We start from the raw sequence: 14523 nt of genomic DNA, 5'->3' as shown, positions 1-14523 counted from the left end.
GGATCAACTGTGGAAGCACGCTGGCTTGAGGCGTTCATCGCCGTCGCCGAAGAACTGCACTTCGGGCGCGCAGCGCAGCGGCTGCACATGGCACAGTCTCCACTGAGTCAGACGATCAGGCGGCTCGAGACCAGCGTGGACGCGATACTGTTCGATCGCAACACGCGCAGCGTTTCATTGACCCCCGCGGGCAAAGCGCTGCTGCCCATGGCCTATCGTGTGCTGCGCGACATCGCACTGGCCACAGCCGCTGCGCAGGCGGCCACCGGCCGCATTCACGGCACCGTCCGGATCGGGTTCTCCGGTGCGTTCAACCACATGACGCTGCCCGCGCTGGCTCGGGCGATCCGACGCACCATGCCGGACATCGACCTCGAACTCATCAGTCGCATCCATACCGGCGAAGGCATCACGAAGCTGCGCAACGGCACTCTCGACATCGCATTCGTCGGCCTGCCCCTGGGCGGTGCCCGCGGAGTGGCGTCTCGACTCATCTCCCGGGTGGGGATGGGTGCAGTGGTGCCCGAAGACCACCCGCTGGCCGATGAGAAGTCGATCCGCGTTGCCGCTCTCGCCGACGACGACTTTCTCAGCATGCCTCTCGACGGCTCGTCCTCGATGGCAGACGAGCTCATGCGATCCTGCATCGCGTCCGGTTTCCGCCCGCGGGTGGTTCAGGAGATCACCGACCCCTACATGATGCTCACCTTCATCGCCGCGGGAATGGGAGTGAGCATCGTCGCCGAAGATCTGGCCCCGATCCTGCCGCGCGGAGCACGCTGGATTCCCCTGAGCGACCAGAAGATATACATGTACCACGGGATCGCGTGGATGGCCGACGAGCATTCAGCAGCGGTCGCCGCCGTGCTCAAGCTGTCCGAAAAGGTTCTGCCGACCCCTCTGGAGTCCGGAGCGGCCTGACCAGCCACGAGAAGCTGCCTCGGTCAGCGCGACAGAGATAGAGCAGATATCCGTCTCAATTTAAGACGGATCCAGTCGCATTTATGACAATATCCCGGCGCATACTGAGACGAGAACGGCGAGCCAAGTCGGTCGCCGGTGCCATCCACCTTCCCGGGAGCCTTTCGATGCCGACATTCGCCGTCACCTATTACTACGCGGACAACAGTGAGCAGCGGCGCAATCAGCATCGTCCGGACCATGTGGCATTCCTGCACGGGCTGCACGACGAGGGGATCCTCTACATGAGCGGTGCGATGGCCACAGAGCCGCCGCGGGCACTCCTCGTGCTCGAAGCAGACGATCAGTCAGCACTCGAAGCACGCCTCGACCAGGACCCATTCTTCGTGAACGGTCTCGTCGGCCGACGCGACGTCAGCGTGTGGTCCGTGTTCTTCGATCCCCGCGAACAGCACCAGCGGTAGTGCAGATGCTCGCCGTGCACACGACCGCCAAAAGGACGCTGTCGTTCGACGATGTGCCACCGCCGCGCCTGAGCCCTGGTCGGGCGCTCGTGCGCGTGCATGCCGTGAGTCTGTGCGGCACAGACCTGCACATCTTCGAGGATCGCTACCCGACCACCCTGCCCCTCGTGCAGGGGCACGAGCTGACCGGAACCGTGATCGAAGCCGATCCAGCCGATCGTGTGCGCGCGGGCGACCGCGTGGCGATCGACCCGCTGGTCGCATGCGGCGCCTGCGCCGCATGCCGCGGCGGTCATGCCAATGTGTGCCAGAACCTATCGGTGCTGGGCTGTTACCAGGACGGTGGGCTCACCGAGGTGCTCAGCGTCGGCGTCGATCGCCTGCACGCCGTGCCCGACGACCTGCCGTTGGATCTCGCGGCGCTCGGCGAGCCGACATCCATCGCCATGCAGGCCGTCAGTCGCGCAGAGCCGACGCCCGGAGATGTCGTACTCGTGCTCGGTTGCGGGCCGATCGGCCTGCTGGCCACGTTGAGTCTGTCCGAGCGGGGCGTGACGGTGGTGGCCGCCGATATCGATCCACAGCGGGCCGCACTGGCACCGGTCTTCGGCGCGGCACATGCCTTATCGGTGGATCGTGACTTTCCTGATGGCGCGGGAGGCCTGCTGCTGGACGGTCTGACCGAGGGAGCGGGACCACGGCTGATCATCGAGGCAACGGGCGTGCCCGCTTCGCTGCAGAATGCGATCCGGCTCATCGCGCCGGCGGGACGCATCGTCCAGGTCGGAATCTCGGCCGGTCACGCCGAGATCCGGATCAAGGACCTCACCGACAAGGAGATCGAGCTGCGGGGCAGCCGCAACAGCCGCGGCCTGATTCCCGAGGCGCTCGCGCTCTTGGGCCGACACCGTGAGGCGGCACAGCGACTCGTCACCCACCGCTTTCCGCTCACCCGCCTGGCCGAGGCGTTCGACACGATGGCCGATCCCGGGGTGCTCACCGAGAAGATCATCATCGATGTGGAACGGTCCGGGAGATGAGGACATGACGTCAGGGGTCACCGTCGGTGCATCCGCTCTGCCCGAGACCGTCGACGTGCTCGTCCTCGGTTCCGGCGTCGCCGGCCTCGTCGCTGCGTTGCGCGCGGCGGATGCGGGAGCGCGCGTCTGCGTCGCGGAGAAAGCCGCCCTGCTCGGCGGGACAACCAGTGCGGGCGGTGGCGTGATGTGGGCGCCCGCGACCGAGCTCAGCCGCAGTCGCGGATTCCAGGATTCGCCCGCAGACGGGGCCGAGTACCTGTCGGCCGCAGCAGGACACGTGATGTCTGAGCACGCGATCGACTGGTACATCCGAACGGCTCGGGCGGCCGTGACCTACCTCACCACCCGCACGCGGGTGCGGCTGACTCCGCTCGCACGTCCCGATTACCGCGGCGAGTGGCCCGGCGCCGCTCAGGGCGGTCGCAGTCTCGACAACGATGCGTTCGATCCCAGTGATTTCCCCGGCCTGGCCGACCTGCTGCGACCGTCATCGTACTTTCCGCCCCTGACCATGGCTGAGCGCGATGGGCTGAACGGACGCGCGCCCGCACCCGAGGTTCTCGCGACCAGGCGGAAGCGCGGAGTCCGGACGATGGGCGGTGCGCTCGTCGGTGCACTGGCGGCGTCGGCGCTGGACCGCGGCATCCACATCACCACGGAAGCGCGCGCGACCGGCCTGACCCGCAGTGGAGATCACTGGCAGGTGGCATTCCGCGACACCATGCTGCGGGCGCGGAGCGTCGTGCTCGCAACCGGCGGGTTCGAGTGGAGTCCCGCCCTCACCGACGCCTTCCTCCCGTTCAGCATCACTGCGATCAGCGCGCCCTCGAACGAAGGCGACGGCCTGCGGATGGGTCTGTCCACCGGCGCCGCTGTGGCGGACATGACTGCGATCTGGGGGGTTCCGGTGATTGTCCCGCCGTCTCAGACGTATGACGGTAGACCCTCTGGCCGGATGGGCAACGTCGAGATGACCCTGCCAGGCTCCATCGTCGTGAATTCGTCGGGCGAGCGTTTCGTCAATGAAGCTCTCTCCTATCAAGACACCTCGCGCATGTTCGGCGACACCGACCCGCGCACCGGGCGGCCCCGCAACATACCTGCCTGGCTCGTCTTCGACCACGCCTACGCCCGCCGCTACCCGATCGCCGGATCCGACACGGGTGCCGCGCCGGGCTGGGCGAGGACGGCCGAGACCGTGGAATCGCTCGCCGCCGCCTGCAGGATCGATGCGGCCGGACTGCCGGCGACGATCACGGAGTTCAATCAGGATGCCGTCCGGGGGCACGACTCCCGATTCGGCCGCGGTGACAGCCCGCAGGACCGCTTTCTCGGCGATGCGACGCACCTGCCGAACCCGTGCCTGGCACCGCTCGCTGAGCCTCCGTATTCCGCCATCCCGCTCCATCCGGGTGTGCTGGGCACCTCCGGCGGATTGCGCACAGACGACGACGGCCGCGTTCTCGACTGGACCGGATCGCCGATCGCCGGACTCTATGCAGCCGGCAACGTCGCGGCAAGCGTGTTCCGCAACAACTATCCGGGGGGCGGCGCCACGATCGGCTCCGCTGTGACACGTGCCTTCGTCGCCGGGGCCGCCGCCGCAGTCGACCGGGAAACCGCGTGATGCGGGTAGCCGTCGTCGGGGCGGGCGTCATCGGCCGGACACACGCCCGGACGATCGCCCGAACGAGCGGCTTCTCGCTCGCCGGCATCGCAGACCCGTTCCCTTCCGGGGCGGAACTCGCCCAGGAATTCGGCACGACCCACTATCGTGACCATCGCGAGCTGCTGAGTGCGGAACGGCCGGATGCGGTGATCGTCGCCACACCGAATGCGCTCCACGTGCCGATCGCGCTGGCGTCGGTGGCGGCAGGGATTCCGACCCTCGTCGAGAAGCCCATCGCGACGACCTCTCACGAGGCGAACTCACTGGTGGAGGCCGCGGATGCGGCCAGCGTGCCGGTGCTCGTGGGCCACCATCGCCGCTATCACCCGGTCGTGCAACGCGCGAAGGACCTGATCGCCGGAGGACGATTGGGCAGAATCGTCGCGGTGAGCGCGACTGCCTTCATGAGCAAGCCGGAGGAGTACTTCGACGTCGCCTGGCGGAAGGCAACGGGCAGCGGCGGGCCGTTCCTGATCAACCTGATTCACGAAGTCGACCTGCTCCGGCACCTGGTCGGCGAGATCGTGGCGGTGTCGGCCATGGCCACGTCCGCCACGCGCGGCTTCGACGTCGAGGACACCGGCGCGATCACGGTCGCATTCGGCTCTGGAGCGCTGGCCACGATCGCGATCTCCGACACCGTCGCCGGCCCCTGGAGCTGGGACCTCACTGCCGGCGACTCGCCTCGATTTCCCGTGCACGCAGTGAACTCGCACCTCATCGGCGGCGAGACGGCATCGCTGACGCTGCCGGCACTGGAGGTCTGGGAGCACGATGGCGTGCGCAGCTGGACGACTCCGCTTCGCAGCCAGCACACCATCGTCGCCGCCGGCGATCCCTACGTCGCCCAGCTGCGTCACCTGGGCGAGGTCGCTTCCGGACGAGCGCAGCCCATGGTGAGCGCACGGGAGGGCCTGCGCGACCTCCAAGTCGTCGAAGCCATCATCCGCGCGGCGGCGACGGGCGTGACCATCAACCTGCCGTGAGGATCGTCGCGAGTCGGCGCAGCGCGAACTCGTATCCCTGGATGCCAGCACCCATGAACACGGCGTCCGCGACCTTGGAGACGAATGATTCGTGACGGAACTCCTCCCGCCGATGGATGTTGGTCAGGTGCACCTCGATCACCGGTCGCTCAGCGGCGAGCAGTGCGTCGAGGATCGCGATCGACACCGAGGTGAAGCCGGCCGGATTGAGGACTATGCCGTCCGCGTCCGTCCGCGCCTTCTGGATGAGATCGACGATGACGCCCTCATGGTTGCTCTGATGGAATTCGATCTCGAGTTCCAGCTGCGCCGCAATCGATATGCAGAGGCGCTCCACATCGTCGATCGTGTCTGTTCCATACAGCTGCGGCTCGCGCAACCCCAGGAGGTTCAGGTTCGGTCCGTTCAGGACCATGATCTTCTTCATTGCGTCTCCTTGTCATTCGGGGCCGGCTCATCGGCATGGGCGGTCAGTTCGAGGAAGTGCGCCCGCATTCGTGCGGCATCCGGACGGATTCCCGTGATCAGCCGCATCCCTTCGACCGCCTGGCCGACATTCATCCGCCCGCCGTCGAGCACCTCGTGGCCGGTACTGCGGGCTTCGCGCAGCAGCTGCGTCTCGATCGGGAAGTAGACGACATCGGCGACCCAGGCGTCCGGCCGCAGTCGCGTGACATCGAACGCCGTCCCCGGGTGGTTCGACATTCCCAGCGGTGTCGCGTTGATGGCACCGTCGACCTGCCGCATGACCGGCTCGGCGCCTTGCACACTGATCGCCTCGATCTGGCGATCCGGATACGACGCGCGCAACCTGTCGGCCAGCTCGGCCATCCGCCGAGGATCGATGTCAGCGAGGGTGAGCCGGATCGTGCCCAGTGACAGCATTGCGTAGGCGGCGGCCGAACCGGCTCCGCCGCCGCCGAACTGCACGATGTGGTCCAACCGTCTGCCCGGGAGTCCGTCTACGACGCCATCACGGAAGCCGACCCAGTCGGTGTTGAACCCCGTGAACCTGCCGTCACGGATGAGCACGAGGTTCACCGCCCCCAGCCGCCGCGCATTCTCGTCGATCTCGTCCAGGTGCTGCAGTACGAGCTGCTTGCACGGATAGGTGATGTTGACGGCGCAATAGCCGTTGTCGCTCAGCTCGTGCAGGATCTCACCGACACTCTCCGGAGGACGGTGCAGCTGGGCGAGGTCGAAGAGTCGGTACTCGTAGTCAATGCCCAGAGAACGCGCCTCTTGGGTATGCAGCGCGGGAGACAGCGATGGGCCGATCCCCTCGCCGATGAGGCCGACCATGTAGCGCCCGTGATTCGTCATTCTCGTTCTTCCCTGCTCGTTATCCGTTGTGTCGTTTCGTCCTCGACGAACGTCCCCGATCGGAGCATCGAGGGCACGACCACCACTGCCGCAACCGTGGCGACCAGAACCAGCAGCGGCGGCAGCCAGGATGACGACGCTGCGTGCAGCGCGCCGACCAACAGCGGACCGATTGCGGCGATCGTGTATCCGACGCCTTGGACGAATGTGCTCAAGCGTGCCGAACCGGCCGGCGTCCGCGAGCGCAGATTGATCATGACCAGGCACAACGGGAACATCACCGACCCCAGTCGCAGCAGAACCACCCACAGCCAGGGGACCGCACCGGGCGACGAGACGATGCCGGCATAGCCGAGAACCATGCACGCTGCGCCGAAGTAGACCAGGCGGGCAGGCTGCGCCATCCGTTCCGCCACAAGGGGTACGACCATGCCCAGCGGAAGCCCGAGCGCTGAGTACAGCGCCAACAGTCCACCGGCGACCACGGGGGCCTGACGCCCCCACTGGATCATCAACTCTGGGAGCCAGGCGAACATCGTGTAGACGTGCAGCGACACCACGGCGAACATGATGGCGAGCCCCCATGCGATCCGGGAGCGCCAGAGCCGGCCGGGCGATTCTGCGCGCTCAGCTCCGCGAACGGCGGTGCGCGACGCCATCGCCGGACTCGCCTCGTGCTCCCGTGCGCGAATCAGCTGCACGACCCACGGCACGAGTCCGATGAACGCGACCACCGCCCAGATCAGCAACGAGCTGCGCCAGCCATACCGGATCGCAACGGGGAAGGCGATGAGCGGCGGCAATGCCATACCGACCGCGTTGACGGTCGTGTACACGGCGGTCAACAACCCGATTCGATCGGGGAAGTACTTCTTGACCAGCGGAGGGAGCATCACGTTGCCGACTCCCATCGCGATGAACACCAGCAGCGAGCCCCCAGCGAGCACTGCGAATGATCCTGCGAACGCGCGCACGACATGGCCGGCCAGGGCGGCCACCAATGCGACGGTGACCAGGCCCTCGGGGCCGAGCCGTCGCGCGCGCGACGCCGCGAACGCAGAAACGGCGAATGCGAACGGTGGCAGCATGCCCAGCACACCGAGCGATGCATCATCGAGTGGGATGTCTCCCTCGATCACCCTGGCGATCGGCGAGAGCGCCCCCACCGCCGTGCGCAGGTTGACCGCCAGGAGGATGACCCCGATGAGCGCGAGAGCTCTTCCGGCCCAGAGACGGCGGCGGGTCGCAGGACCGCCGTTCATATGCCGAGGTAGATCCGACGCACCCTGGGGTCAGTCCGAAGGTCGTCTGCAGTGCCCTCGATCTCGATCTTGCCGTTCTCCATCACATAGCAGTACGTGGTCGCCTCGAAGGTGAGCTTGGCGTTCTGCTCGACGAGCAGAATGGCCATGTCTGCGGCGTTCAACCGCTTCACCACGGCCAGAACCTCGTCGACCAGTTTCGGCGACAGCCCCATCGAAGGCTCATCGAGTACCAGCAGCCGCGGCTTCGACATCAGCGCTCGGCCGATGGCCAGCATCTGCTGCTGGCCCCCTGACAGCGCACCCGCCAGCCGTGTGCGCATCTGGCCGAGCACCGGAAAGATGTCGTAGATCTCAGCCACCTGCGCCTTGGTCTCCGCGTTCCAGCGCTGGATGTACGCGCCCAGCAGCAGATTCTTCTCCACGCTGAGGCCCCCGAAGACGTGCCGGCCCTCCGGGACGTATCCGATCCCCTCTCGCACGATCTTGCGGGCGGGGATCCGCGCCAGATCGACGTCTCCGTATGCCAGCTTCTCGGCACGTCGATGCACGAGACCGAGCACCGCCTTGAGCGTCGACGTCTTGCCTGCACCATTGGCGCCGATGATTCCGACCGACTGGCCGATGTCCACCGCGAAGCTCACTCCGCGCACTGCGGCGACACCACCGTAGTTCACGAACAGTCCGTCCGCGACGAGCTTGGCAGGCAGATGGCCCGACGTGGACGTCAGGCGGTGGGCGGCCGTGTACGAGTCAGTCATGCTGTCCGCCTTCCAGGTGCATCGTGTCGGTCTCAAGCATCTCTTCCTCCAGCCGCGCATCGTCACCCAGGTATGCCTCGATCACCTCGGGCGACTTCGCCACGTCTTCGGGCAGCCCGTCCGCAATGACCTTGCCCGTCGACAGCACCGTGACGCGGTCGCACAGCGACATCACAAGCCCCATGTTGTGTTCGATGATGATCACCGTGACACCCTGCGCGCGGATGTCCTGAACGATGGCCTTGAGCTGGTTGACCTCGTCGCCGTTCAGCCCGGCGGCCGGCTCGTCCAGCAGCAACAGCTTGGGACGGGTCGCCATTGCGCGAGCGATCTCCACTCGTCGCTGCGCCCCGTACGACAGCTCGGATGGGAATGCGCCGGCCATCTCAAGCAGACCCTGCCGCTCGAGCATCTCGTCAGCCTCGTGGCGGATGCTGCGGTCTCCGCGCAACACCGACAGCGGTGCGAGGATGTAGCGCCACGTCCAGCGGCTGCGGGTGCGGTCGACGCCCATCATCACGTTCTCACGCACCGACAGCAGTGAGAACAGACGCAGGTTCTGGAAGGTGCGGGCGACGCCGCGCAACGAGAGGCGGTAGGACGGTGTCGTCGTCGATCGCATGCCGAGCACCTCCACGGTGCCCGAGGTCGGCGGGTGGATGCCACTGAGCACGTTGAACAGCGTCGTCTTGCCGGATCCGTTCGGCCCGACCAATCCGCGGATCTCGCCTTCGCGCACGGTCATCGAGACGCCGTCCAGCGCGCGCAGCCCCTTGAAGCTCTTGACGACGTCGTTCACCTGCAGCACCACCGTGCTCTCGCTTCCGGGCGCCGTCACCGCGTCGGCCCGATCGGTCGCGAAGGGCACGTAGGGCGCGACTGCGAGTCCGCCGGCAACCTGGTGGCCTCGCCGCTTCGTCCACAGCTGATAGACCCGGCGCGGGATCCCTGCGATCCCCGTGGGGAGGAACACCACGAAGATCACCACCAGTGCGCCGTACCCCAGCTGGGCATAGATCGAGAAGTCTGCCAGCCACGAGCGCACGAAGATCAGACCGACCGCGCCGATGACCACACCGGGGAGACTGTGCCGGCCACCGATGATCACCATCGCCAGCAGCAGGAACATATTGGCGAGGCTGAAGGATTCCGGGGCGACGAATCGGATGAGTCCGGCATACAACGCTCCGGCCACCCCGCCGTACAACCCACCGAATGCGAAGGCGAGCATGCGCATGACGGGAATTCTGGTGCCCATCGCGGCCGCCGCCAGATCGTCATCGCGCATGGCACGAAGACGACGGCCGAGCCGGGTGTGGACGATGAATGCCGCGAACGCGATCCCGACCACGAGCACGAGCAGTGCGAGGTAGTAGAAGAGGTAGTCATCGCTGAGGTCGATGCCGAACAGCACCGGCGCCGGAATACCACTCAGCCCTTCCGCCTGTCCGGCAAGCGGCAGGTTGATCACCAGACTGATGAACGCCAGCGACAGCCCCAGGGTGACGATCGCCAGATAGTGCGACTGCACGCGCAGCGCCGGTATTCCGACGACCAGCGACACGATCACCGATACGAGCACTCCGGCCAGTGCCGCCCACCAGAAGTTCCAGCCCGCATGCAGGGTGAGGATGGCAGCCGTGTACGCGCCGACGCCCAGAAACGCCACCTGTGCCAGGTCGAACTGCCCGGCGATGCCCATCGACAGGAACAGACCGATCGCGAGGAGCGCGAACACCACCGCCACGTTGGTCACGTGAATCGTGTAGGGATCGACGAGGTACGGGAACACCAGTGACAGCACCAACAGGATGACCAGCGGTGCGCCCAGCGTTGTCGCCTTCTTGAGGTTCATGCGCGGTTCACCGTGCTCTCTCCGAAGATGCCTGTGGGGAGGATGATGACGATCAGGGCGAACGCGACGAACGCGACCAGATCCGCGTAGCCCTGCGAGAGTCCGGACGCGAAAGCATAGAGGACGCCGAAGAGCAGACCCCCGACGATGGCTCCCTTGATGTTGCCGAAGCCGCCCAGAATGGCCGCGGAGAATCCCATGATTCCCAGGCTCGCCCCGAATGTGGGGCTCACGTAGAGGATCGGACCGGCGAGCCCCCCGCCCAGCGCCGCCAGCCCCGATCCGATGGCGAATGCGATCGCGTTGCTGCGCCCGACATTGATGCCCAGCGCGGTGGCCTCTTCGTGGTTGATGGCCACCGCCTGCATCGCGATTCCGGTCTTGGTCCGATCGAGGAACAGCCATAGGACCAGGGATGCCAGGGCCGCCACGATGACGACGACCAACTCGTAGCGCTTGATGATGATCCCGAATAGGTCGAAGGGCTCCCCCGACACGGGCGTCGGAACCGCCTGTCCTGTCGTTCCCCAGATGAGAATCGCGATGCCTTCGAGCATGATCCCGAACCCGATCGTGCCGATCAGCATCAGGTCGAAGTCTTTGTTCTCCAGCGGTCGCAGAATCCGCTCGATGACCAGACCGATCACGGCCGTGGCGACGATCGCGATGATCATCGCGACCCAGAACGGCAGCTTGGCACTGATGAAGAACGTCGCAGCCAGATAAGCGCCCACCATGAGGATGTCACCGTGGGCGAAGTTGACCAGGCCCATCGTGCGGTAGACAAGTGAGAAGCCGAGGGCGACCAGCACATATATCGCACCGAGCCCGATTCCCCCGACCAGGGTCTGCAAGATGAATTGCATGTTGTCCTCCAGGACTCCCCGCCGGCGTGGCTGCGACGAGGGGTGTGACGTGACGGTGGGCAAGCGGTGGAGCAGGTGCCGGAATCGGGCATCCTGCTCCACCCCTTGCAGCGGATCAGCTGGCGGGAACGAGGTTTCCGCTCGAATCGATCTCCCCGATCAACGTGTCATGCACTCCGATGCCGTTGGCGTCGAACTCGAAGTGACCGACCAGGCCGTCGTAGGTGATCGACCGGATGGCGTCGGCCAGCTTCGAGCCGGACGCGACCTTCGACTTCTTCAGCGCCTGAATCAGGATCTGCGCACCGTCGTAAGCCTTCGCGCCGTGGAATTCACCATCCTCGCCGTACTTCGCCTTGTATGCCGCGGCGAACTTCTTGGTCTGGTCGTTCGTGTCGTTGCCGAGGTACGGGGTGCTGACGATGGTCCCCGCCGCATTGGCGACGCCGGCCGTCTGCACGTACACCGGGGTGCCGGCCGGTGCTCCACCGGCGATCACCGCCTTGATGCCGAGCTGGCGCGCCTGCTTGACCACCAGGCCTGTCTCGACCTCCTCCATACCGGTGAAGAGCGCATCGGGCTTGGCGTCGCGGATCCGGGTCAAGGCGGAGCTGAAGTCCTTCTGGTCCGGTGTCACGGTCTGATCGGCGACCGGGGTGACGCCCAGTGCCTTCAGCGCGGCGAGGAATGCATCGTGCTCTCCCGCACCGTATGCGCCGTTGTTGCTGATCATGGCGATGGACTTGTAGCCCTTCTTCGTCACCAGATACTTGGCCAGTGTCTCGTCGAATGCCGTGCTCGGGGGGCTGTTGAGGAACACGAACGAATTGTGCAGCTGGCCGAGCTTCGGCGACTGCCCCGACGTGATCATCGGGATCTTGTTCTGCGCCATGATCGGTGCCATGGCGAGGGCATCCGCGCTTTCCGCGGTTCCCATCATGGCGATGTTGCCGTCGCTGGCGACCTTGCGGGCCAGGTTGGTGCTGACGGTCGGATCGCCCTGATCGTCATACAGGGTGTACTCGATCTTCCGACCATCGATTCCACCGGCGGCATTCTGCTCGTCGAACGCCAACTTCACGCCTTTGTACTCCCACGCCCCCAACGAGCTCAGCTGCCCGCTCTGCGCGTCGACGATGGCGATCTTGATGGGTCCGCTGGCGTTGCTCGCCGAAGTCCCCTTGTTCTGGCCCGGCGCTGAGCAACCCGCCAGCAGCATTCCCAGCGTCGCCGCTCCTACGAGCAGCGCCGTTGTCTTTTTGACTCGTGTCTGAATCATCTCTCACCTCTTTGTGGTCGGGCCCACACCGCCACGGCCAAGTTCTCCGTGGCCGTGCACTTAGGGCAAGGCTGCCCGCTGTGCGAACGAGCGTTCTCTTTCTGAACGTAAGTCACAGCCGATTACAGGTCAAGGCGTATTGATCACCGATTCGTAAACACAGTTTGTGCGACACACCGCACGTTGTTTCAGTCTCGTCTGGGTCTCGTCGATCGGCAGTACGCTACCGCTGCATCATGGAGGTGATGGCATGAGGACTTCGATCGCCACGGTCAGCATCGGAGGCACGCTCGAGGCGAAGCTCGAGGCAGCGCGCAGCGCTGGGTTCGACGGCATCGAGATCTTCGAGAACGATCTGATCTCGAGCTTCGCCACCCCGCGTCAGATCCGCTCCTGGGCCGAACGGCTTGGCCTCAGAATCGACCTGTACCAGCCATTCCGGGACTTCGAGGGCGTGCCCGCCGAGCAGTTGTCCGCCAACCTGCGACGCGCCGAGGCCAAACTCGACCTGGCGGCCGAGTTGGGTGCTGCGACGATGCTCGTGTGCTCGAACGTCGCCACCGCGACCATCGACGATGACAGGACGGCAGCCGATCAACTGCGGCGATTGGGCGACCTCGCCGCCGAGCGCGGCGTGCGGATCGCGTATGAGGCGCTCGCCTGGGGGCGCTTCGTGAATACGTACCGACGATCGTGGCAGGTGGTCGAGCGCACCGATCACCCCTCCGTCGGTCTCTGCCTGGACAGTTTCCACATCTTCTCGCGATCCTCGACGCTTGCCGAGATGGGCGAGATCCCCGGTGCGAAGATCTTCTTCTGCCAGATCGCGGACGCGCCACTGATGGACCTCGACCCGCTTTCGTGGAGTCGGCATTACCGGCTGTTCCCCGGCCAAGGCGGTTTCCCATTGCCTGAGTTCATGAGCGCTGTACTGAGCACCGGGTACGACGGCCCCATCTCGATCGAAGTGTTCAATGACGTCTTCCGGCAGACGGATCCAATCCGTACCGCGCGCGATGCTCACCGGTCGCTGCGCTACCTCGAGGACCTCACTGCCCGTGCGACGATCTCGACTCCGGCTTCCCCCATGCCATTGGAACGACTGCCACCGGCGAGCACCATCCGCACGCATGACTTCGTGGAGATCCACGGGACCGTTGCCGGCGAGCTCTCGAACCTGCTGACCGGCCTCGGATTCCGTCCTCACGGAACCCACCGGTCGAAGCCCGTTGCACTGTGGACGCTGGGAGAGGTGCGTCTCGTCCTCGATGACACGCGGTCGCCGGGCTCGAACGCGAAGGTCACTGCGCTGGGATTCGAAGTCGACGATCCGGTTGCATCAGCGGCACGCGCCGACCAGCTGAACATCACCCGGCTCAGCCGCGAGACCGCCGCAGGAGAGCAGGTGCTCTACGGCATCGCAGCCCCCGACGGCACCGAGGTGTACTTCTGCGCGCCCCACCCCGGTTCCGAGCCCGCCTGGGCACGAGAGTTCTCAAAGGTCGATGCTGCCGAGCATGAGGCGGTCCTACTCGGTTCCGTCACTCTCGATCATGTCGCCCTCACCGAGCCCTGGTACTCGTTCGATGAGGCGATCCTCTACTATCGTGCGACGCTCGGGCTCGAGCCAGAGCAGTCGGTCGATGTCGCCGATGCCTACGGGCTGGTGCGCAGCCAGGCGCTGCGCAGCGCTGACGGCGCCATCGCGCTTGTTCTGAACGTGCAACCCCTGAGCGAATCCCCGCCCGTGCACCACCGCGGCGCAGATCACATCGCACTTCGGGTGTCAGACTTGCCGGCGACCGTCCGCCGACTGCGCCGAGCCGGAATGAGAATGCTGGAGATCCCAGCCAACTACTACGCGGATCTGCGCGCCCGCTACGGCCTCACCGACGAGGTGGTCGCTCAGTTGCAGGATCTGGATCTTCTTTTCGATCGCGATGACCGTGGGGGAGAATTCCTGCAGTGCTACACCCGGACGGTGGGGAGCGTCTTCTTCGAGCTGGTCCAGCGCACCGGGGGGTACGACGGTTTCGGCGCCGCGAATTCCTCTGTGCGCCGCGTGGCCCAGATGCGCTCTCCGACCTGATCCGCGGC

At 65.7% G+C, this 14523-nt stretch carries 13 protein-coding genes; 6 read left to right on the top strand and 7 right to left on the bottom strand.

Annotated features, from left to right (window positions below; all coding sequences use genetic code 11):
* Window positions 1–9: 9 nt before the first annotated feature.
* The 5 genes from ABD705_RS03390 (at window position 10) to ABD705_RS03370 (ending at window position 5080) form a co-directional block, all read left to right on the top strand.
* A complete protein-coding gene (locus ABD705_RS03390) occupies window positions 10–921 on the top strand; it encodes a LysR family transcriptional regulator (protein WP_344780538.1) in 912 nt (303 codons plus the stop codon).
* Window positions 922–1088: 167 nt separating this feature from the next.
* A complete protein-coding gene (locus ABD705_RS03385) occupies window positions 1089–1385 on the top strand; it encodes a YciI family protein (protein WP_344780536.1) in 297 nt (98 codons plus the stop codon).
* Window positions 1386–1390: 5 nt separating this feature from the next.
* Window positions 1391–2425, top strand: coding sequence for an alcohol dehydrogenase catalytic domain-containing protein (locus tag ABD705_RS03380; RefSeq protein ID WP_344780534.1), 1035 nt, complete (start codon window positions 1391–1393; stop codon window positions 2423–2425).
* Window positions 2403–4052 (top strand): FAD-dependent oxidoreductase, encoded by a 1650-nt coding sequence (locus ABD705_RS03375; RefSeq protein WP_344780532.1) that lies wholly within the window; start codon window positions 2403–2405, stop codon window positions 4050–4052. The genes ABD705_RS03380 and ABD705_RS03375 overlap by 23 nt, the downstream gene beginning before the upstream one ends.
* Window positions 4052–5080, top strand: a complete 1029-nt coding sequence (locus tag ABD705_RS03370) for a Gfo/Idh/MocA family protein (RefSeq protein ID WP_344780530.1) — start codon at window positions 4052–4054, stop codon at window positions 5078–5080. Before ABD705_RS03375 ends, ABD705_RS03370 begins: the two co-directional genes overlap by 1 nt.
* Here the strand turns inward: ABD705_RS03370 and aroQ are convergent.
* The 7 genes from aroQ to ABD705_RS03335 all read right to left on the bottom strand — a co-directional run bounded on the left by aroQ (window position 5067) and on the right by ABD705_RS03335 (window position 12426).
* The gene (gene aroQ, locus ABD705_RS03365; protein WP_344780528.1) at window positions 5067–5507 is read right to left on the bottom strand and encodes a type II 3-dehydroquinate dehydratase; all 441 of its coding nucleotides are present in this window, start codon (window positions 5505–5507) and stop codon (window positions 5067–5069) included. The two genes, ABD705_RS03370 and aroQ, sit on opposite strands and share 14 nt — an antisense overlap.
* Window positions 5504–6403, bottom strand: coding sequence for a shikimate dehydrogenase (locus ABD705_RS03360; RefSeq protein ID WP_344780526.1), 900 nt, complete (start codon window positions 6401–6403; stop codon window positions 5504–5506). Before ABD705_RS03360 ends, aroQ begins: the two co-directional genes overlap by 4 nt.
* A complete protein-coding gene (locus tag ABD705_RS03355) occupies window positions 6400–7665 on the bottom strand; it encodes an MFS transporter (protein ID WP_344780524.1) in 1266 nt (421 codons plus the stop codon). The genes ABD705_RS03360 and ABD705_RS03355 overlap by 4 nt, the downstream gene beginning before the upstream one ends.
* Window positions 7662–8426, bottom strand: coding sequence for an ABC transporter ATP-binding protein (locus tag ABD705_RS03350; RefSeq protein WP_344780522.1), 765 nt, complete (start codon window positions 8424–8426; stop codon window positions 7662–7664). The genes ABD705_RS03355 and ABD705_RS03350 overlap by 4 nt, the downstream gene beginning before the upstream one ends.
* A complete protein-coding gene (locus ABD705_RS03345) occupies window positions 8419–10281 on the bottom strand; it encodes a branched-chain amino acid ABC transporter ATP-binding protein/permease (RefSeq protein ID WP_344780520.1) in 1863 nt (620 codons plus the stop codon). The genes ABD705_RS03350 and ABD705_RS03345 overlap by 8 nt, the downstream gene beginning before the upstream one ends.
* A complete protein-coding gene (locus ABD705_RS03340; RefSeq protein WP_344780518.1) occupies window positions 10278–11147 on the bottom strand; it encodes a branched-chain amino acid ABC transporter permease in 870 nt (289 codons plus the stop codon). Before ABD705_RS03340 ends, ABD705_RS03345 begins: the two co-directional genes overlap by 4 nt.
* A 115-nt stretch (window positions 11148–11262) precedes the next feature.
* The gene (locus ABD705_RS03335) at window positions 11263–12426 is read right to left on the bottom strand and encodes an ABC transporter substrate-binding protein (RefSeq protein ID WP_344780516.1); all 1164 of its coding nucleotides are present in this window, start codon (window positions 12424–12426) and stop codon (window positions 11263–11265) included.
* 166 nt (window positions 12427–12592) lie between these two features.
* Between ABD705_RS03335 and ABD705_RS03330 the strand changes: the two genes are divergently transcribed.
* On the top strand, window positions 12593–14515 hold the full coding sequence (locus tag ABD705_RS03330; RefSeq protein ID WP_344780514.1) for a bifunctional sugar phosphate isomerase/epimerase/4-hydroxyphenylpyruvate dioxygenase family protein: 1923 nt from the start codon (window positions 12593–12595) through the stop codon (window positions 14513–14515).
* Window positions 14516–14523: the final 8 nt, after the last annotated feature.

This window comes from Microbacterium kribbense (assembly GCF_039537285.1).
In the GTDB taxonomy this organism is placed as follows: domain Bacteria; phylum Actinomycetota; class Actinomycetes; order Actinomycetales; family Microbacteriaceae; genus Microbacterium; species Microbacterium kribbense.
Note: the sequence above shows the minus strand (reverse complement) of the source record. Positions and strands in the feature narration are given on the sequence as shown.